The sequence below is a fragment of the Metabacillus idriensis genome, assembly GCF_009674765.1.
Classification (GTDB): Bacteria; Bacillota; Bacilli; order Bacillales; family Bacillaceae; genus Bacillus_P; species Bacillus_P idriensis.
The window spans coordinates 131,012-150,233 of sequence record NZ_WKKF01000003.1 but is presented as its reverse complement, the minus strand read 5'-3'; the positions used below and the strand labels follow the sequence as shown (position 1 = coordinate 150,233).

18 protein-coding genes are annotated in these 19,222 nt (G+C 42.2%); 13 read left to right on the top strand and 5 right to left on the bottom strand.

Annotation, left to right across the window (positions count from 1 at the left end; translation table 11 throughout):
• The first annotated feature begins 42 nt into the window (after window positions 1-42).
• Window positions 43-570, top strand: coding sequence for a type 1 glutamine amidotransferase domain-containing protein (locus tag GJU41_RS13690; RefSeq protein WP_070879628.1), 528 nt, complete (start codon window positions 43-45; stop codon window positions 568-570).
• A gap of 91 nt (window positions 571-661) precedes the next feature.
• Here the strand turns inward: GJU41_RS13690 and GJU41_RS13685 are convergent, their stop codons facing one another.
• Window positions 662-1,867: an MFS transporter gene (locus GJU41_RS13685; protein ID WP_070879629.1), complete on the bottom strand. Its 1,206-nt coding sequence runs from the start codon at window positions 1,865-1,867 to the stop codon at window positions 662-664.
• 433 nt (window positions 1,868-2,300) lie between these two features.
• Here GJU41_RS13685 and GJU41_RS13680 point away from each other — a divergent pair, with 433 nt between their 5' ends.
• Both GJU41_RS13680 and GJU41_RS13675 read left to right on the top strand, forming a co-directional pair.
• Window positions 2,301-2,633: a DUF485 domain-containing protein gene (locus GJU41_RS13680; RefSeq protein WP_070879630.1), complete on the top strand. Its 333-nt coding sequence runs from the start codon at window positions 2,301-2,303 to the stop codon at window positions 2,631-2,633.
• Window positions 2,634-2,648: 15 nt separating this feature from the next.
• Window positions 2,649-4,178, top strand: coding sequence for a solute symporter family protein (locus tag GJU41_RS13675; protein ID WP_154318965.1), 1,530 nt, complete (start codon window positions 2,649-2,651; stop codon window positions 4,176-4,178).
• Between the two features lie 90 nt (window positions 4,179-4,268).
• Here GJU41_RS13675 and GJU41_RS13670 read toward each other — a convergent pair whose 3' ends face one another.
• On the bottom strand, window positions 4,269-4,451 hold the full coding sequence (locus tag GJU41_RS13670; RefSeq protein ID WP_070879632.1) for a hypothetical protein: 183 nt from the start codon (window positions 4,449-4,451) through the stop codon (window positions 4,269-4,271).
• A 162-nt stretch (window positions 4,452-4,613) separates the two neighbouring features.
• Here GJU41_RS13670 and GJU41_RS13665 point away from each other — a divergent pair, with 162 nt between their 5' ends.
• The 10 genes from GJU41_RS13665 to GJU41_RS13620 all read left to right on the top strand — a co-directional run bounded on the left by GJU41_RS13665 (window position 4,614) and on the right by GJU41_RS13620 (window position 16,968).
• On the top strand, window positions 4,614-5,885 hold the full coding sequence (locus GJU41_RS13665) for an ATP-binding protein (protein WP_070879633.1): 1,272 nt from the start codon (window positions 4,614-4,616) through the stop codon (window positions 5,883-5,885).
• A 130-nt stretch (window positions 5,886-6,015) separates the two neighbouring features.
• On the top strand, window positions 6,016-8,091 hold the full coding sequence (locus GJU41_RS13660; protein WP_070879634.1) for a carbon starvation CstA family protein: 2,076 nt from the start codon (window positions 6,016-6,018) through the stop codon (window positions 8,089-8,091).
• Complete coding sequence (locus GJU41_RS13655; RefSeq protein WP_154318964.1) at window positions 8,084-8,287, top strand: YbdD/YjiX family protein; 204 nt, start codon at window positions 8,084-8,086, stop codon at window positions 8,285-8,287. The genes GJU41_RS13660 and GJU41_RS13655 overlap by 8 nt, the downstream gene beginning before the upstream one ends.
• An 84-nt stretch (window positions 8,288-8,371) precedes the next feature.
• Entirely contained in the window at window positions 8,372-10,642 is a 2,271-nt protein-coding gene (locus tag GJU41_RS13650) for an ATP-dependent DNA helicase (protein ID WP_154318962.1), read from the top strand.
• Window positions 10,643-10,727: 85 nt separating this feature from the next.
• Entirely contained in the window at window positions 10,728-10,880 is a 153-nt protein-coding gene (locus GJU41_RS13645; RefSeq protein ID WP_083328397.1) for a hypothetical protein, read from the top strand.
• A 261-nt stretch (window positions 10,881-11,141) separates the two neighbouring features.
• Window positions 11,142-12,263 carry an endonuclease gene (locus GJU41_RS13640; protein WP_396653225.1) on the top strand — a complete coding sequence of 374 codons (1,122 nt, stop codon included), beginning with the start codon at window positions 11,142-11,144 and terminating at the stop codon, window positions 12,261-12,263.
• Window positions 12,264-12,370: 107 nt separating this feature from the next.
• Window positions 12,371-12,985, top strand: coding sequence for a flavodoxin family protein (locus GJU41_RS13635; protein WP_070879638.1), 615 nt, complete (start codon window positions 12,371-12,373; stop codon window positions 12,983-12,985).
• A 19-nt stretch (window positions 12,986-13,004) separates the two neighbouring features.
• A complete protein-coding gene (locus GJU41_RS13630; protein ID WP_070879639.1) occupies window positions 13,005-13,391 on the top strand; it encodes a VOC family protein in 387 nt (128 codons plus the stop codon).
• A gap of 164 nt (window positions 13,392-13,555) precedes the next feature.
• Window positions 13,556-14,986 (top strand): SLC13 family permease, encoded by a 1,431-nt coding sequence (locus tag GJU41_RS13625; RefSeq protein ID WP_070879746.1) that lies wholly within the window; start codon window positions 13,556-13,558, stop codon window positions 14,984-14,986.
• 80 nt (window positions 14,987-15,066) lie between these two features.
• Entirely contained in the window at window positions 15,067-16,968 is a 1,902-nt protein-coding gene (locus GJU41_RS13620) for an ABC-F family ATP-binding cassette domain-containing protein (RefSeq protein WP_154318960.1), read from the top strand.
• Window positions 16,969-17,197: 229 nt separating this feature from the next.
• Here GJU41_RS13620 and GJU41_RS25245 read toward each other — a convergent pair whose 3' ends face one another.
• From GJU41_RS25245 to GJU41_RS13610, 3 genes are all read right to left on the bottom strand, one after another.
• Window positions 17,198-17,320 (bottom strand): hypothetical protein, encoded by a 123-nt coding sequence (locus tag GJU41_RS25245; protein ID WP_263596925.1) that lies wholly within the window; start codon window positions 17,318-17,320, stop codon window positions 17,198-17,200.
• A gap of 96 nt (window positions 17,321-17,416) precedes the next feature.
• Window positions 17,417-18,196, bottom strand: a complete 780-nt coding sequence (locus tag GJU41_RS13615) for an SDR family oxidoreductase (protein WP_070879641.1) — start codon at window positions 18,194-18,196, stop codon at window positions 17,417-17,419.
• Window positions 18,197-18,285: 89 nt separating this feature from the next.
• Window positions 18,286-19,155: a GNAT family N-acetyltransferase gene (locus GJU41_RS13610; protein ID WP_154318959.1), complete on the bottom strand. Its 870-nt coding sequence runs from the start codon at window positions 19,153-19,155 to the stop codon at window positions 18,286-18,288.
• Between the last annotated feature and the right edge of the window lie 67 nt (window positions 19,156-19,222).

Genomic DNA, 19,222 nt, shown 5'->3' with positions numbered 1-19,222 from the left:
TTAGAGAAACGGTCATGCTATACTGAAACTGGAGGTGGGACAATGCGTTTATCAAATAAAAAAGTCATTGCGCTGGTCAGCGCCGATTTTGAAGATCTTGAATTATGGTACCCTGTGCTTCGTTTACAGGAAGAAGGGGCTGAAGTTCACTTAGTAGGCGAAAAAGCAGGCGAAACCTATATTGGAAAGTATGGCGTTCCGGCAACATCGGATTATGCATTCGGCGATATCCGTTCGGAAGACTATGACGCCATTTTGGTTCCCGGAGGATGGGCGCCTGATAAATTAAGAAGATATCCAGAGGTTCTTCAAATGGTGAAGGACATGCACGAAAAAGAAAAGCCGATTGGACAGATCTGTCATGCAGGCTGGGTTTTGATATCAGCCAAAATCCTTGAAGGCAGAAATGTAACAAGTACACCAGGCATCAAAGACGATATGGAGAATGCAGGTGCAACGTGGCATGACGAAGCGGTTATTGTTGATGGACACATCGTATCAAGCAGAAGACCGCCAGATTTGCCTCCTTATGTTAAAGCATTTGCGGATGTACTTGCTGAAAAAGAATAAGAAGACAAAAACCTTCCGGATGCTCCGGAAGGTTTTATTCATAGTATGAAAATGTATATAGTCTCAGAGCGTCTATGTTCAACCTTTTCTTTTAATCCAGTACTTTTGCCTTCGTTTCTTTTCCAAGAATCAGGACAGCAAGCACCCCGACTAATATGGATACGCAGAAAATCGAGAAGATCGATGTAATGGATGATTCTGCCGCAACGAGGTATCCCACAAGCAGCGGTCCTAAGATTCCGCCGATGCGGCCGAAAGAGGCTGCCATGCCGGCGCCTGTTCCTCTGACGGCTGTCGGATATTGCTCTGGGGTATAGGCGTAAAGCGCGCCCCAAGCTCCTAAGTTAAAGAATGAAAGGAATATTCCTGATGTAAGCAGCAGGGTGAGTGATTCTGCCGTTCCAAAGAAATAAGCGCTGATTGCTGTACCGACTAAATAAGTCGTTAAAACAAATTTCCTTCCGAATTTCTCTATAAACCATGCTGCTGTAAAATAGCCCGGTAACTGAGCAAGAGTCATAATTAGTACATACTGGAAGCTTTTAATTAAACTGAAGCCTTTCAGAACCATGACACTTGGCAGCCATAAAAACATGCCGTAGTAAGAAAAGACGACACAGAACCAAAGTATCCAAAGCATAGTCGTCTGACGGATGTAATCCTTGGACCAAACCGTTTTGATATTTTCCATTATGGAAGGCTTCTGTTCTTTCTTGATCGCTAAAAACTGGGGAGAGTCCGGAAGCTTGATTCGTAAGTACAGTGCATAAAATGCAGGCAGCGCACTTAGAAGCAGAGCCGTTTGCCAACCGTAGCTAGGAATAACAAAATATGAGATAAGTGCAGCAATAAGCCAGCCTGCAGCCCAGAAGCTTTCAAGCAGGACAACAATTCGTCCCCGCTTTTCAGGTGCTACACTTTCAGATACTAGTGTTGAAGCAACAGGAAGTTCCCCTCCAAGGCCCATTCCAACAAAAAACCTTAATATGAGGAAGGCGGTTAATGTCGTTGTAAAAGCAGACAGTCCGCTCCCGATTGAAAAGAGGAGCAATGTAATAATAAAAACATGTTTTCGTCCGATCCGGTCAGATAATAATCCAAAGACGAGGGCGCCGACAGCCATTCCGATTGAATTCATGCTGCCGATCCAGGCCATTTGTTTCACGTTTAAATCCCATTCCGATTGAAGCGCGGCTATAATAAATGAGAGCATTCCAACGTCCATGGCATCAAAAAGCCAGCCAAGTCCTGCAATTCCAAGCAGCTTGCGGGTTGGAAGTGTATTCTTTTTCTCCATCGTATCCTCCTTAACAGCTTTCACCGATAATAGAATGCAGTAATCTTTCTTATTTTAGTCTACCTTCTGAATTATATCTATCTTTGAATGAGTCTAAAGGAGGTTATTTTTAAAAAATAAGTTATCTAAATTTACATATTTTTCAGATAAATATATAATGAGAGTGTGAAAAATTTGGAATTAAGGAGGGTTTGGTTTTTAAAACTTTGGCTCTTTTCGTAAACTTTGTTGCTTTTAGACTAAATGTTAAAACCTAAGTGGATTGTAGCGTAAGGCACTTTACTCCTGCGGGAAATAGAGGAAAATGGGAGACCCGCAGGCATGCCGAGGAGGCTCCCACCCGGACCGCGGAAAGCAACGGACAACATTTATAATCAAAAACAACAGTTTACGCGAAAACAGCCAAAACTATTAACTAAAGGGGGAACAGGTAGTGAGTAATGAAAAGCAGCAATTAAAGTCCGCACAGTCCTCAGTCGATTACACCAAAATTGTTCAGTCAGAATCCTTTCAAAAACTGCTTCAGGCAAAAAGAAGTTTTATCTTGCCAATGTCTTTATTTTTCTTAGCCTTTTATTTTACATTGCCGGTATTAACGGCTTATTCAACTGTACTGAATGAGTATGCAGTCGGCCCGATCAGCTGGGCATGGGTCTTCGCTTTTGCGCAATTTATTATGACTTGGACTTTCTGTATGCTTTATTCCAGCCGGGCAAAGAAGTTTGATCAGATTGTAGAAGAAATTAAAGCCGAGGCAAAAAGGTAAAGGAGGACACTTACAATGAACATGCTGGCATTTTCTCTCTTTTTAGGAATCGTAATTATGACATTATTTATCACTTATTTTGCCTCTAAGCGTACAAAGACTACCAGTGATTTTTATACCGCAGACAGCAGTTTAACTGGCTTTCAAAATGGCCTTGCCATTGCTGGTGACTACATGTCAGCTGCCTCTTTTTTAGGGATCGCAGGAATGATAGCGCTTTCTGGATTTGACGGATTCTTTTACAGCATAGGATTTTTAGTTGCGTATCTTGTGGTGTTATACATAGTGGCTGAACCTCTTAGAAATTTGGGGAAATACACAATGGCTGACATGATAGCGGCAAGGTTTAATAATAGTAAGGTGCGCGGCGTTGCGGCGCTGAATACGATCTCTATTTCGATCTTTTATATGATTGCGCAGCTAGTAGGTGCAGGAGGCCTTATTCATCTGCTGCTTGGCATTGATTATGTGTATTCTGTTTTGATTGTCGGAACGCTGATGACCATCTATGTTGTATTCGGAGGAATGACTGCTACGAGCTGGGTGCAGATTGTAAAAGCTGTTCTTCTTATGATTGGTACATTTATTATTTCGGTGATTGTGTTTGCTAAATTCGATTTCAGCATCATGAAAATGTTTTCTGAGATGCAGACGGCGACACCGCTTGGTGAGAGCTTTTTGAATCCAGGGAACAAGTTTAAGAATCCGCTGGATACGATTTCGCTGAATCTGGCGCTTGTGCTTGGAACAGCCGGACTTCCTCATATCCTGATTCGTTTCTTTACCGTGAAGGATGCCATTACAGCTCGGAAATCCGTTGTTTATGCAACATGGATTATCGGTGCATTTTATGTAATGACTGTCTTTTTAGGTTTTGGAGCTGCAGCGTTTGTCGGCTATGACAATATTGTAGCTGCCAATTCAGCCGGGAACATGGCAGCACCATTGCTTGCAGAAGCGATTGGCGGAGATTTCTTATTTGCCTTTGTTTCAGCAGTGGCATTCGCAACCATACTCGCTGTTGTAGCGGGACTAGTGCTGTCAGCTGCTTCTGCATTTGCCCATGACTTTTACAGCCATATTCTTCGCCGGGGAGAAGCAACGGAGAAAGAGCAGGTTGTGGCAGCCAGATGGGCATCCATCGGTGTGGCTGTTCTTTCAATTCTTCTCGCATTGTTTGCTCAGAACATGAACGTAGCATTTTTAGTTGCACTGGCCTTTGCTGTCGCAGCAAGCGCAAACCTGCCGATTCTCTTGCTGACGATTTTCTGGAAACGATTTAATACAGCAGGAGCAGTTACGGGAATGCTGACTGGTTTGTTCAGTTCGCTGATTCTTGTAGCCCTCAGTCCGAATGTATGGTCACCAGAGGCCGGAGCAGCGATTTTCGTTGGAGAGCCATTGTTCAGCCTGTCTAATCCGGGGATTGTTTCAATCCCGCTTGGATTCCTTGGGGCTTACATCGGAACGATCGTTTCAAGCAAAAAAGAAGATGCGAAGAAATTTGATGAGATTCTTGTGAAGGCTAATACTGGAATGAAATGAGTCATAAAAAATCCTCCTGCTTAGAAGCGGGAGGATTTTTATATAAGGCAGGTAGGAAATTGAGAGATTTGTGCTATCTGGGCTGAAAGATTAATCACTTGAAGATTGATTTTTAGTTTTATGTTTCTTTTTCTCATCTTGCAGTCCGATTTTTACTTCTTCAGTGGGGATTGCATCAACAGTCATTTCATTTTCTCGTTCGATCAATGTTTTTCCGTCACGGCCTGGAATTTGCTCAGGGTTATCCTGTTTTTGTTTATTCTTTTCGGTCATGCCAAAAACACCTCCATGTTTGTACAGATACCTGTTTTACTGGGATTTAAAACATCAATTAAACGTTTGTTTAAATAGTGTGTTAATTCGAAAAACAAAGAGGAGTTATGCGGTTTTTGTCGAATAAGAACTAATAACACAAATATAATTGGGGAAATTACGATGCTTGCAGAGAAGTTAACATTACACGTTTTGATCGTTTTGGTTCCTGTCTTAATTTATACGGTTATTCTTGAAAACAAGCGCATTACGGCATCACCTTACTTCTCCGGAATTATATACGGAATCGCTTCATTTTTGTGCATGATCTTCTCGTTTTATGATTATGGTCTTTATTGGGATTTAAGATATGTCCCAATGGTCCTCGCATTGCTTTATGGAGGTCCTGCTGCCGGCTTGATTGTCTTCATCTTCATTTTGCTCGCAAGAACATACGTAGGCGGGGAAGCAATTTTGTTTGGATATATAAGCGCCTTTCTCGCACTGATTGGACCTTTCCTGTTTTCAAAGCGCTTCAGAAAGTATAAGCCTAAAAAAAGGATTCAGCTTTCAATCATTATTGGATTTTGGCCTGCTGTTGTCCAGCTTTGCATTCTGCTTTCTTTTTTAATCACATCTGATTACACCTTCACCAGCAGTAAGAAACTATTATTTTATGTGTTCATCTTCGGGATTTTACAAGTTATTGCCATTGGGATAGCTGCTAAACTGCTTGAAGCAGGCATTGAGCGGAAGATGATGAAACAGGAGATTATCCGTACGGAAAAGCTTAATACGATCGGGGAGCTTGCCGCATCCATAGCGCACGAGGTCCGTAATCCGCTGACCGTTGTAAAAGGTTTTTTGCAGCTGATGGAAAAAGAAAAGAAGAATGATGAGCAATATATGCGTTTGATTTTGAGTGAGATTGGCCGAGCCGAGTCCATTCTGAATGATTACTTGAATTTTGCTAAGCCGAAGCTGAAAAAAATAGAAGAATTTCAGCTTTCAGAAGTAATACATAGTGTTGTCTATTTATTGAATGCGCTTGCAGTAAAGCAAGGGGTGAGGTTATCCTGCCAGCTGCAGCCGGGTCTTTATATTGAAACCGATCGAAGCCAGCTTAAACAGGCTCTTGTCAATCTGATTAAAAATGCCATTGAAGCGACTCCTGAAGGGGGGAAAGTCAGGGTGCAGCTCTTTTTTAAAAGCGGACATGCGCATACTGTCATTTCAGATACAGGCAAAGGCATGACCGCGGATCAGCTTTCCAAAATCGGCACTGTTTTTTATTCTACCAAGGATAAAGGAACCGGTCTTGGAACAACCGTGTCTCTGCGCATTATTGAAACGATGAAAGGAAGAGTAGCTTATAAGAGCGAGCTTGGTTCCGGCACTGAGGTAACCATGATTCTTCCGATTAAAAACAAAAATAAGCGAGGTGCTCCACAGTAGAATCATACTGTGGTTTTTTCTTTTATTAAACCCCATCTAAAATCCTACTATTAACCTACTAAATAATTATTTAAAAATTCAGACATCAAACGTATAATAAGTTTGTATGTTACAGAAGGGATGATGGCAGATGAAGGCTTTAAGATCGATAATTATTTGGGGGTTAGTCTCCGCACTGGGAGCTGCAGGATTTGCAGTCATCGCTCTCAATCAGGGGGAGAGCATTAACGCCATTTGGCTGCTGACAGCAGCTGTTTGTTCGTATGCGGTTGCTTACCGTTTTTACAGCCGTTTTATTGCTAATAAAGTATTTGAGCTTGATGACAAGCGGGAAACGCCTGCTGAAACACACAATGACGGCAAGGATTATGTGCCGACAAACAAATGGGTATTGTTTGGTCATCACTTTGCTGCCATCGCCGGAGCTGGACCGCTGGTAGGACCTATACTCGCTGCACAAATGGGTTATTTGCCGGGGACGATCTGGATTATTGTCGGGGTTATCCTTGCCGGAGCCGTGCAGGATTTCATTATTTTGTTTGGTTCTATGCGCCGAAAAGGAAAATCATTAGGGGAAATGATTAAAGAGGAAATGGGCAGGGTAACGGGAATCATTGCCATGGTCGGTATACTTGGAATTATGATTATTTTATTAGCTGTACTCGCTCTCGTTGTTGTGAAAGCGCTTGTAGGAAGTCCATGGGGTATGTTTACGATTGCAGCTACGATTCCGATTGCTGTATTCATGGGCATATATATGAGATATATTCGGCCAGGAAGAGTTGGAGAAGGTTCTATAATCGGGGTCGTTCTTCTTCTTTTATCGATCTTCCTCGGACAGCATGTTGCCGAAAATCCGGAACTTGCCAAGATGTTTACATATAAAGGTGAAACGATTGCTATTTTAATGATTGTATACGGTTTCATTGCTTCTGTTTTGCCGGTTTGGCTGCTGCTTGCGCCACGGGACTATCTGAGTACATTCTTGAAAGTCGGAACGATTGTCGGTCTTGCACTTGGAATTATCGTTGTAGCTCCAGACCTGCAGATGCCGTCTGTTACACCATTTATAGATGGCACAGGCCCTGTGTTTGCAGGTAATATGTTCCCGTTTTTATTTATCACAATCGCATGCGGTGCTGTTTCCGGCTTCCATGCTCTAGTATCTTCCGGTACTACGCCGAAAATGATCGAAAGAGAATCACATGCGCGGCCGATCGGATACGGCGCCATGCTGACAGAATCCTTTGTTGCTGTTATGGCGATGATTGCAGCATGTGTGCTTACGCCAGGTATCTATTTTGCTATTAATAGTCCGCCTGCCCTGATTGGCACGGAAGCTGTCCAGGCCGCAGCAACTGTTTCGAGCTGGGGTTTTACAATAACGCCAGATGATTTGATAGCGCTTGCAGATGATGTTGGGGAAGAGACGGTTCTCTCAAGAACTGGAGGGGCTCCGACGCTTGCCATCGGAATGGCTTATATCTTTTCTGAAGTCATTGGCGGTAAAGCTCTTATGGCTTTCTGGTACCATTTCGCCATCCTGTTTGAAGCCTTATTTATTCTGACAACCATTGATGCGGGAACAAGGGTCGGGCGCTTTATGATTCAGGATTTATTGGGTCATATATATAAACCTTTGGCCAGAACAGAATATCTTCCGGCAAATATTCTTGCAACTGCACTTTGTGTTTTTGGATGGGGATATTTCCTCTACCAGGGTGTTATCGATCCGTTAGGCGGGATTAACACACTGTGGCCGCTGTTTGGCATCGCCAATCAGATGCTGGCAGGAATTGCGTTGCTTCTTGGAACGACAATTCTTTTCAAAATGGGCAAAAAAGCTTACGTTTGGATCACTCTTGTTCCGACGACTTGGATTTTAATCGTGACCATGACAGCCGGATGGCAAAAGCTTTTCCATGAAAATCCGAAGATTGGATTCCTGTCACATGCAAATCTGTTTAAAGGGGCTCTTGATAAAGGAGAGGTGCTCGCACCTGCTGCGAATGCGGACCAGATGAAGCAGGTATTGATAAATGACTACGTGGATGCGGCCCTTTGCGCCATCTTTATGATTGTAGTAATAGCTGTCTTGATTTCCGCTATCCGCATCTGGATAAAGGTATTGACGAACAAGGAGACTACTTTGCACGAGGCGCCGTATATTGAGAGATCCGAAGGAGGCATAAGCCACCATGTATAAGAAACTGTCATCCATCCTTAAGTTCAGAAAACAGTTTATCAGTTTGCTCGCGGGTGTTCCAAGCTATGAAAAATATGTGGAGCATATGATGATCCATCACCCAAATCAGCCGGTCCAAAGCAGAAAGGAATTTTTCTGCGAGACACAGGAAGCACGCTACAACGCAAAAGGCGGCAAGGTTTCGCGCTGCTGTTAATTATTAAGAAATCGCTCATCTTTTGGTGGGCGATTTCTTTTTATCTCATAAGCTAACTGATAAACTAATAATAGGTGATGCCGAATGAACGAAGTGCATATATCAGTCAGAGCACTAGTAGAATATGTTTTCAGAGCGGGAAGCATAGATTCAAGGTTCAGGACTTCAGCAACGATGACAGAAGGAATAAAAGCACATCAGGCGATTCAGAAAACCTATGGGGAAGCGGATCAAAAAGAAGTATTTTTACAGACTGTCATCCTGCATAATCATCTTTCTTTTCTAATTGATGGGAGATGTGACGGTCTTTTGTTATCTGAAGAAATGCCATATATTGATGAAATAAAATCAACTGCCGGTGAACTTTCTTTATTAAAAGAGGATTCACATCCGGTTCACTGGGCTCAGGCGAAATGCTACGCATATGTTGTTTTAAAAGAAAGAGAACTTGATCAAATCGGGGTGCAGCTGACTTATGTGAGTGTACAGTCAGGTGAACAAGTCATATTCAGGAACACGTTTTCGTCTGAAGATCTTGATTCTTTCATGAAAGAATTGGTAAAAGCCTATTCTCCCTATGCTGAATTGAGAGCCAGGCATCAAAAGAAACGGGATAAAAGTATTGAAGAGTTATCTTTTCCTTTTGAAAGATATAGAGAGGGTCAAAGAAAGCTTGCTGGAACTGTCTATAAAGCAATCAGCGACAAGACGGACTTATTCGCTCAAGCTTCAACCGGAATCGGCAAAACCGTTTCGACCGTCTTTCCGGCTTTGAAAGCCATGGGAGAAGGCAAATTAGATAAACTCTTTTACTTAACGGCCAAAACGATCACAAGAAAAGCGGCAGAAGATACCTTCTCTTACATGGAAACAAAGGGACTGTGCTTTAATACGGTTACGATTACAGCAAAGGACAAAGTTTGTTTAAAGGATGAGACCCGCTGTCAAAAGGATTACTGCGAATTTGCAAATGGTTACTATGACAGGATTAACGGAGCGGTGCTTGATATCCTCTCAAATGAAACCCGTTTAACATCAAATGTCATTAAGGAATATGCACTAAAACATACAGTATGTCCCTTTGAATTTTCATTAGATCTCGCATCTGCTTCAGACGGCATGATTTGTGATTACAATTATGTGTTTGATCCGCGCGTCTCCTTAAAACGTTTTTTCGATGAACAAAAGAAAAAATCGGTCCTGCTGATTGACGAAGCTCATAATCTGGTTGACCGGGGGAGGGCGATGTTTTCTGCACACTTAAGGAAATCGGATTTTCTTCAGCTGAAAAGAGAGGTTAAACGAGGCGGCATTTTTAAACATGCGAAGAACATAAATGATTATTTTGTTGCCCTTAAGAAACTAGTTGTAAATCAGCCGATGCTGATGAAGGATTTGCCTCATGAGCTTTTGGAACTTCTGGATCCTTTTGTCCAAGAAGCGGAGAAAGAGCTTTTAATGGGAAATCCGTCGCAGCTTCTCCTGGACTGCTATTTCCAGGCTCAGACATTCATGAAAATGTCGAAGCTCTATGATGAGAGATATGTGACGACAGCAGAAGCTGATAGAAAAGAGACGGTGATTAAACTGCTATGTCTTGATCCGTCTTTTCTTCTCGGACAGATAAAAAAACCGTTTCGCTCAAGTATCCATTTTTCAGCTACGCTTTCTCCCATCCATTTTTACATGGACATGCTTGGAGGAACTTCTGATGATTATCAAGTGAAAATTCCCTCTCCATTTGCCAGAGAAAACCTGGGTGTCTTTATTAAGCCGATTTCCACCAGGTATCATGACAGGGAGAAAAGCAGGGAGCCAATCTCTCAAGTGGTTATACAGCTGCTTGAAGAACGAAGCGGAAACCACCTTATTTTTTTTCCTTCTTACGTTTATATGAAGGAAGTTTATGAGTCTTTGACAGAGGTGAATCCGCCTTTTGAAATGATGATTCAGCAGCCTCAGATGACAGAAGCAGAGAGAGAAGCTTTTTTAGATGCATTCCAAGAAAACAGCAGCAAGACAATGATTGCATTTGCCGTAATGGGAGGGATTTTTTCTGAAGGTGTTGACCTGATAGGCAGCCGGTTAAATGGGGTCATCGTTGTTGGAGTAGGTTTGCCTCAGATAGGATTTGAGAGAAATATTATGAAAGCCTATTTTCAGCAGACAGGAAAAAACGGATTTGACTATGCCTATGTTTTCCCGGGGATGAACAAAGTGCTGCAGGCGGGCGGCAGACTGATCCGTTCTGAAAAAGATACCGGAACCATTGTGCTTGTTGATGACCGTTTTTTATCCGACAAGTATCAAATGCTTCTGCCATATGAATGGAAGAACTTTGTGATTTTAAACTGATACCTCTTTTCTATTCATTCAAACTCTCTGTACAAGGGTTTTTAATCTGCGTATAGGGGTAAAAAGGGAAAAGAGGTGATAATAAATGAGTGAATTTTTAAAGGACTTCTTCCTTTTTATAGGCGGATTCTTAAATATCGGAGTCATCCTGATGTTTGTCGTACTTGTTTTTGTCGTAATTGGAGTAAAACGAAAAAATAAACGCAAGGCTGGGCATATGAAAGATCAAAATCACTAATAGGCGGAAAAGATGCACTTCAGACAGAGGTGTATTTTTTTGTGCTTATTGATACAGGGGGCACTAGTCTCATTCTCTCATCTTTTGCAAAAAAGCAGGATAATGACGTAAATTTACAAAATCATCATAAATAGTTAATGTTTCCATAGTATTCTATTTTCGTAATCAATTAGATAAATGAGGAGGAATACCATTTTGCTAAAAAACAAACATGCTGCAATGATCGTAAAACTGGCACTGATGCTTAGTTTTTTTATTCCTATGTTTCAAGTCTCGCCATCACAAGCTTCAACGGGGGACGGGATTTGGACAGCACCATATTCTGTTGCTCAGGCGAATGCCAATCAAAATGCTGCTGTTAAAACGGTTAAAGGATACGTTGTGGGCCAGCCGACTGCCACCAACACAGTAGTGACAGGCAACTATCCCAATGATTATGCACTCGCTCTAGCGGATTCCCCATCAGAAACAAGTACAACTAAAATGATTTATGTACAAATACCATCCTCTTTCAGAACACAATTTGGATTAAAAACAAACCCTTCTCTAAAAGGCACGGAAATAAAAGTAACTGGAAAACTTGCAGCCTATTTTTCGCACACAGGAATAACGGGTACTGCAGCTATGGAAAAACAAACTGGAACCACTGATCCAACGGACCCGGGAGATCCAATGGAACCGACTCCATCTCCTTATGATGACACATATTATCAGTCTGCCATCGGCAAAACAGGTGAAGCATTAAAGACTGAACTTCATAATATTATAGACGAGCATAGAGAGCTTTCTTATGACAATGTCTGGGAAGCACTCAGAAATACAGATGAAGACCCAAACAATCCGAATAACGTCATCCTGCTATATACTGGAAGATCACAAAGCGAGCTTACAAACGGCGGAAATGTGAATGATTGGAATAGAGAGCACGTTTGGGCGAAATCACATGGCGACTTTGGAACAAGTGCCGGTGCCGGGACCGATATCCATCATTTAAGACCAACGGATGTTTCAGTAAACAGCTCAAGAGGCAATCTTGATTTTGATAACGGAGGAACACAGCACTCTGAAGCTTTAGGTAACTATTATGATTCTGATTCATGGGAGCCGAGAGACGCTGTTAAAGGTGATGTGGCCAGAATGTTATTTTACATGGCTGTCCGTTATGAAGGAGACAGCGGCGAGGTGGATCTTGAGCTGAACAATAATGTGAATAACGGATCAGCTCCGCTGCATGGGAAAATGTCTGTTTTGCTTGAATGGCACAGACAAGATCCGGTTGATGCACGGGAAAGAAGAAGAAACGACATCATCTACAAAGACTATCAATATAACCGGAATCCATTCATTGATCACCCTGAATGGGCGGATGCCATCTGGAACTAAGAAATACCTTTAAGCCTCCCAAGCAGCAGCGGGAGGCTTTTAATGTTTGATGGAATAAGAAAAAGGCAAATAGATTACTATAAATGAATTGAAAAGGAGACTGGATCATGCTGAAAGCTCTCTACTTAAATTGTTCTTTAAAAAAAGGAAACGAACCTTCCAACACGGAATCCTTAATGAGACAATCGCAAAAACACATGGTAAATGAACATGTTCAAACGGAAGAATTGCGCATATCGGACTACAATATTGCATTTGGAATGGCAGAAGATATGGGACGAGGCGATGAATGGCCTCTGATTATGAAGAAAATAGCCGATGCTGATATTGTTGTGATTGGCACTCCCCTTTGGCTTGGAGAAAAGAGCAGCATTGCTTCTCTTGTTATGGAAAGACTTTATGCGTCAAGCAGTGAAACGAATGCAAAAGGACAGTCTATTTATTATAATAAGGTAGGAGGCGTGGCTGTAACAGGAAACGAAGATGGCGCGAAGGAAGCAGCCCGTTCGATTTTATACGGAATGCAGCACATCGGATTTCTTATCCCGCCTAATGCCGATGTCTATTGGGTTGGAGAAGCAGGTCCAGGTCCTTCTTACATGGAAGCAGGGAAAGAAAACCCATTTACTATCAAGAATACGAGAACGATGAGTTTAAATTTAGTTCACTTGGCGAGGCTGCTGGCCGAGCATCCAATTCCTGCTGCAGGAAATACACTATAAACTAATTGGGGTGTTTGTTATGATTCTTAATCAATCTATTCAGCATGTGAGTCTTTCTGTAACCAATCTTGAGATGGCAAAGCATTTTTATGAAAACATATTGTGTTTAAAAGAATTGGAAAGGCCGCCATTTGATTCTGACGGTGCCTGGTACGAAATCGGCTCACAGCAGATTCATCTTATTGTGGATGAAGATTCGCAAACGCTGAGAAAGCAGCATACCCTGAATTCCAGAGAAGGTCATCTTGCACTTAGGATCGGTAATTATAAAGAAGCTTTAGAATGGCTTATTGAGCATCATATAGAATATCGTGAAGATGTAAACGGAGTGAGCGGTTTTGATCAGATCTACTGCTGTGATCCGGATGGGAATTTAATTGAGCTGAATGTTGAACAAAACAAGTAAGACGGAGAGAGGCAGTTTATGTCCTCTCTTTTTTTTATTTAGGAATTTAGGAGATTAGTCCAGCTTGTGCGCTAGCCTTACCTCAATTCGACATTTCCTTGGAAATAAATAAAGGTATTTGTAGGTTCCTGTAGAAATTGGAAGGTGGAGGTGGAGAAGAAATGATGAAAGCAAAAGTGTATACAACACCCAAGTTAATAGGTTTGTTTCTTGGGCCGATCAGTTTTTTACTCTTATTTTTCCTAATACCTGAAGCAGAGCTTTCACATGCTCCGCGAGCTGTTCTGGCTGTTACAGCATGGATTGCCATCTGGTGGATTACCGAAGCAATCCCGATTCCGGCTGCATCGTTAATGCCGCTGATCCTCTTGCCTATCATGGGCGGGCTTGATATTGATTCGGCTGCAAAAGCCTACGGGAATCCGACTGTCTTTATGTACATGGGCGGATTTATTATCGCCATAGCGATTGAAAAATGGAACTTACATAAGCGGATTGCCCTATATATTTTAAAAATCATCGGGACAGAGAGTCATAGAATCGTTCTTGGGATGATTTTAGCAACAGCCTTTCTTTCCATGTGGATCTCAAACGCAGCAACTGCCTTAATGATGCTTCCTGTTGCGCTTGCCTTGATAAAAGAGGTAAAAGCAAAGGAAATATTAAAAGGAGAATCCTTTCACCAATTCAGTAAGTCCATTCTATTATCTGTTGCGTATGCCGCTTCTATAGGAGGGCTTGCGACACTTGTTGGATCTGTACCGAATGCAGTATTTGCTGCCATGTCACGGGAAATGCTCGACCGGGAAATTATGTTTTTTGAGTGGTTCTTATTTGGATTTCCAATCACGGTCATTTTGCTTGTGATTCTTTATTTCTATCTGACTAAGCTGCAATTTAAAGTGGAATTTGAAAACGGCAAGGAAACAGATTTTATTAAAAAGGACTTAAAGGCGCTTGGCTCCATGAGTACAGAGGAGAAGTGGGTAGGAATGGTGTTTTTAGTAACCGCTTTCTTATGGATGTTTAAGTTTATTTTGCCATTCGCTGTCTCGGATACTGCAATTGCCATTTTTGGAGCACTGCTTCTTTTCTTGATTCCGAGCAAAAAAGGAGAAAGGCTCCTTGAGTGGAATGACATGAAACAGCTGCCTTGGGGGCTGCTCTTATTATTCGGAGGTGGGCTGTCACTTGCGGAAGGTTTCTCTGCATCCAAACTGACAGAATGGATTGGAAGCAAATTAAATCTTCTTGAAGCTTTTCCATATTTGCTGATTATCATTATCTTAACAGCAGCAATCTTGTTTATGACGGAAATCATGTCTAATACAGCGGTTTCCAACATGATTATTCCGATCACAGTCGGTCTTGGCCTTGCAATCGGTGTTCAGCCTTACGGATTAATGGCTGTAGCTGCACTTGCGTCTTCATGTGCATTTATGCTGCCTATCTCAACACCGCCCAATGCAGCGGTATTTGGTGCAGATGTCCTGAAGATCTCTGACATGGTGCGTGCCGGTTTCTGGATGAACATTGTCTGCATCCTTATTATTGTGTTAGGCGTTTATTTCTGGCTCCCGGTTATCATAAATTAAGGAAAAAGATGTTATGCTAGTTTTTCTGCATCTAACTGCTGTACAATATAATGAAATATTGTATAAGGGCGGATACGTAAATGAGCATTCTTTCTGTAGAGAATTTATATAAAACATACGGTGAAAAAACACTGTTTGACCATATTTCTTTTTCAATTGCTGAAAGGCAGAGAATTGGCTTAATCGGGACAAACGGAACAGGGAAATCAACCCTTTTGAAATATCTTTCAGGGCTTGAGACAGTTGAAGAAGGAAAAATGATTCATGCGAATTCGTTTCATATTGAATACCTTCCTCAGCAGCCAGAGCTTGAGGAAGAATTGACTGTCCTTGAGCAGATCTATTACGGAGACTCGCTCATCATGAGGGCGATGCGGGATTATGAACTTGCTCTTTCTGAGTTGGAAGCAGATCCGGCTAATGAAAAAAAACAGTCCAAGCTTCTTTCCATGCAGCAAAAAATGGACGAAAATGATGCGTGGGAAGCAAGTACGGTTGCGAAAACTGTTCTGACCCGTCTCGGTATTTCCGATTTTTCAAAACCAGTCAGGCTTTTATCCGGGGGCCAAAAGAAACGGGTGGCCATTGCAAAAGCTTTGATTCAGCCGGCAGATCTGCTGATTCTGGATGAGCCTACAAACCATCTGGATAATGAAACAATCGAATGGCTGGAGTCTTTTTTGGCGCAATATAAAGGCTCCATATTGCTGGTGACACATGACCGTTATTTTCTTAACCGGGTAACAAACCAAATTTTCGAATTAGAATATGGCAAGCTTTATGTTTACGAGGGAAACTACGAAGTGTTTCTGGAGAAAAAGGCAGAGCGCGAGTTCAATGCCGAGCAGTCTGAAAGCAAACGCCAAAACCTCCTGCGCAGAGAGCTAGCCTGGCTTAGACGAGGTGCTAAGGCCCGTACAACGAAACAAAAAGCACGCATCGGACGTGTGGAAGACCTTCAGGATCAGGAAGGACCGGCAGCAAAACAGAGCGTGGATTTTGCCATCGGGTCAACAAGACTAGGGAAAAAAGTCATTGAACTTGAAAATGTGTCAAAAGCTTTTCAGGACCGCACCTTAATGACAAATGTAAATTATCTCGTTGTTCCGGGAGAGAGACTTGGTATTATCGGACCTAATGGAAGCGGAAAGTCGACGCTATTGAATATCATAGCAGGACGCATTCAGCCTGACAGCGGAAACGTAGAAATTGGCGAAACCGTCAAAATCGGCTATTACACTCAGGATCATGAGGCAATGGATGAAGATTTGCGCGTTGTCGAATATATCAAAGAAGTCGCGGAGGTTGTGCAGACAGTCGATCATCAGACGATCACAGCCGAGCAGATGCTTGAACGCTTCATGTTCCCGAGATCGATGCAGTGGACATATATCCGCAAGCTATCAGGCGGTGAACGCCGCCGATTGTATTTGCTTAAGGTACTAATGCAAGAGCCAAACGTTCTGTTCCTGGATGAGCCTACAAATGACTTAGACACACAAACACTAAGCGTCCTTGAAGATTATCTTGATCAATTTCCCGGTGTTGTCGTCACCGTATCCCATGACCGTTATTTTCTTGACCGGGTAGTGGATCATCTCCTTGTGTTTGAAGGCAGCGGAGCAGTCAGCCGTTATCAAGGCAGCTATTCAGACTTTATGGATGCAAAGAAAAAAATGAAAGAGGCTGAAAGTGCGGCCCCTGCTCCTAAACAGGAGGCAGCTTCAGCTCCAAAACAGCGAAAAAAACTTTCTTATAAAGAGCAGCAGGAATGGGATGTTATTGAAGATAAGATTGCAGAACTGGAAGAAAAAAGAGAAGAGCTTGAAGGCCAAATCGCTTCAAGCGGCAGCGACTATGGCAAGATTCAGCAGCTCATGGAGCAGCAGCAGGCAATTGATGCTGAGCTTGAAGCAACAATGGAGCGCTGGGAAGAACTTTCGCTTATGGTTGAAGAAATAGAAAATGCGAAGCAGCAATAAGTGGATTTAAAACAGCCCGGAAAGAATTTCTTTCCGGGCTGTTTGCTTTTTTGAGAGACCTGAGAGTGTAGTATTTTGCTGGTTGTAACCAGTCGGTTCAGCTTTTCTTATTGTCCAGCTCCACCTCCTAGCCCCTCGGCCAGAACAAATTCCCCCAAAAAGTCAACCCCGGACTTTTCGGGTGAATTCTTATCTGTCTGTCGGGTCTAACCAGTCGGTTCCGCTTTTCTTATTTCAGATCTTTTTTCGTTTCTTCACTTCGGATGTTGATCTCTTTAGAGAATTCAGCATCCTGCTTCTTGTTGTTCGGGTATTTGTTTTTGGATTCACGATTATCGTTTTTGTTAGTCAAGGTAAACCCTCCTTTTGCACAGATTAGAGGTTTATTTTGGTCCAAATGAAGCTTTTTTATCCGAAAAAACACCTTCTTTATAGAAGGTGCTGCAGGTTAAAGCAATGATTCTGCTCCATCAATATAGACTTCTGTTCCAGTGATATGACTTGATAAATCGGAGGCGAGGAAATAAACGAGATCGGCTACTTGCTCAGGAGAGCCGGCTTTCTTTTCTAAAGGCTGCTCACCCTCTGGAAACTCGACCGGAATCTCCACCTTTTCGATATTTTCTTCTTCAGCAAAGGTATTGCTGTCGATGTTCGTTTCAATGGCTCCAGGACAGATCATATTGACCCGGATTTTATATCCTGCAAGCTCCAGGGCGGCCATTTTTCCGAATCCAACCTGCCCTACTTTTGACGTGCTGTAGGCTGAGCGGCCAAATCCACGGTATAAGCGGTTGCCATTAATAGAACTGGTGATGATGATGCTTCCGCCCTTTTCTTTCATATAGGGAATCGCATATTTGACACTCAGAAAGGTGCTTCTTAAATTCGTGTTGATTGTTTGATCCCAGTCCTCGGGAGAAAGATCCTCAATAGGGGTCCATCTGCCGTTGATTCCTGCGTTAGCAAACACAATATCGATTTGTCCCCAAGTGCTGAAGACTTTTTGATAGCTGCTTTCCATTCGTTCTGCATCGGATACATCGCACTCAACGATGATGGCCTCTCCATTTTTGGCCTCAATGGCCGATTTCACTTTTTTGGCATTTTCTTCTTTTATGTCTAAGAGAGCAATTTTTGCTCCCTGTTCAGCAAGTTTTATCGCGGCAGCTTCTCCAATGCCGGAGCTTGCGCCGGTAACAATTGCAACTTTGCCAGATAGATTCATAGTGGGGATAGCCTCCTTATATAAGTGGTAGTAAGAAAATAGTGCGCTTTTATCTTATTATCCCCTTATTGGCAATTAAGGAAACCACTTTAAAAGGAGGCTGTGACCGGAAGTTTTATGTATGGATTATCTGATAGAAGTGAAGGTCTCGCCATTAATACCATTGTGTTATCTGATTTCACAGCTTGTACTTGCTGTATTTCAAATGCATCTGGAACAAAGTGAAATTCAATTTTTTGAAAAGGTTCAGGAATTTCATCGCATAATGCTGAAAGTGATGGGAGTTTGGGACCTATAACATCGTATAGGTTTAATAGCTGATTTTTCACTTCAAACACAAGCATGCAATTTAACTTGCGGGAATAATAAAGTTTTTCATGCCACGCGGGCTGATACATATTCAAGGCAAACGAAGATTCATAATGAAGCGGAAAGAACACTTCGGAAAGAGGCTGCCGGTTTTTAAATAATGCCATGAATAGGTCCTTTTCAGCAAAAAAATTCATCCTTCTAAGCTCGCTTTGCTTTGGAATATGAGCAAAGTCCAATGCAAAAGTATGTTCTTTTATCACTCTAAATCCAAAGCGGGTGTATAGCTCTGGCTCTTCTGTCATTAAAAATGAATGATCATATCTGGCATCAATTTCAGCAAGCATCATCCGAAAAAGATCCTTCATTAGTCCATTCCCGCGATAGTCTTGGTGGGTCATGACTGACTGAATCCCGGCTGTTTGGACCAATTCTCCATTGATGATGAAAGGCAACTCAAACATGGAGGTGTTTGCAGCCGCACGTCCTTCATGAAAATAAGAAAATGGCTGGTAAGTATCATTCCAATATCCCTTGCTGTAAAAGTCTTCAAGCAGGTAGGATTCAATTCCGAATACTTCTTTAAATAATGAATATAATGCTTCGCGCAGCACCGCGTCATTCGAATAGTTTAAACGAATTTCCATCATTTTTCCCCTTAGGTTGTTTCTTTCATTATAAAGGAAAAAAACAGGTACATCTCATGAAGAAATGCAC

What these genes read in the sequence shown, in the direction of transcription:
- GJU41_RS13620 (WP_154318960.1), top strand. Translation starts at nt 15,067, where the DNA reads ATGAGCATTCTTTCTGTAGAGAATTTATATAAAACATACGGTGAAAAA.
- GJU41_RS13665 (WP_070879633.1), top strand. Translation starts at nt 4,614, where the DNA reads ATGCTTGCAGAGAAGTTAACATTACACGTTTTGATCGTTTTGGTTCCT.
- GJU41_RS13650 (WP_154318962.1), top strand. Translation starts at nt 8,372, where the DNA reads ATGAACGAAGTGCATATATCAGTCAGAGCACTAGTAGAATATGTTTTC.
- GJU41_RS13635 (WP_070879638.1), top strand. Translation starts at nt 12,371, where the DNA reads ATGCTGAAAGCTCTCTACTTAAATTGTTCTTTAAAAAAAGGAAACGAA.
- GJU41_RS13625 (WP_070879746.1), top strand. Translation starts at nt 13,556, where the DNA reads ATGAAAGCAAAAGTGTATACAACACCCAAGTTAATAGGTTTGTTTCTT.
- GJU41_RS13655 (WP_154318964.1), top strand. Translation starts at nt 8,084, where the DNA reads ATGTATAAGAAACTGTCATCCATCCTTAAGTTCAGAAAACAGTTTATC.
- GJU41_RS13645 (WP_083328397.1), top strand. Translation starts at nt 10,728, where the DNA reads ATGAGTGAATTTTTAAAGGACTTCTTCCTTTTTATAGGCGGATTCTTA.
- GJU41_RS13685 (WP_070879629.1), bottom strand. Translation starts at nt 1,867, where the DNA reads ATGGAGAAAAAGAATACACTTCCAACCCGCAAGCTGCTTGGAATTGCA.
- GJU41_RS13630 (WP_070879639.1), top strand. Translation starts at nt 13,005, where the DNA reads ATGATTCTTAATCAATCTATTCAGCATGTGAGTCTTTCTGTAACCAAT.
- GJU41_RS13675 (WP_154318965.1), top strand. Translation starts at nt 2,649, where the DNA reads ATGAACATGCTGGCATTTTCTCTCTTTTTAGGAATCGTAATTATGACA.
- GJU41_RS13640 (WP_396653225.1), top strand. Translation starts at nt 11,142, where the DNA reads ATGTTTCAAGTCTCGCCATCACAAGCTTCAACGGGGGACGGGATTTGG.
- GJU41_RS13670 (WP_070879632.1), bottom strand. Translation starts at nt 4,451, where the DNA reads ATGACCGAAAAGAATAAACAAAAACAGGATAACCCTGAGCAAATTCCA.
- GJU41_RS13660 (WP_070879634.1), top strand. Translation starts at nt 6,016, where the DNA reads ATGAAGGCTTTAAGATCGATAATTATTTGGGGGTTAGTCTCCGCACTG.
- GJU41_RS13615 (WP_070879641.1), bottom strand. Translation starts at nt 18,196, where the DNA reads ATGAATCTATCTGGCAAAGTTGCAATTGTTACCGGCGCAAGCTCCGGC.
- GJU41_RS13610 (WP_154318959.1), bottom strand. Translation starts at nt 19,155, where the DNA reads ATGATGGAAATTCGTTTAAACTATTCGAATGACGCGGTGCTGCGCGAA.
- GJU41_RS13690 (WP_070879628.1), top strand. Translation starts at nt 43, where the DNA reads ATGCGTTTATCAAATAAAAAAGTCATTGCGCTGGTCAGCGCCGATTTT.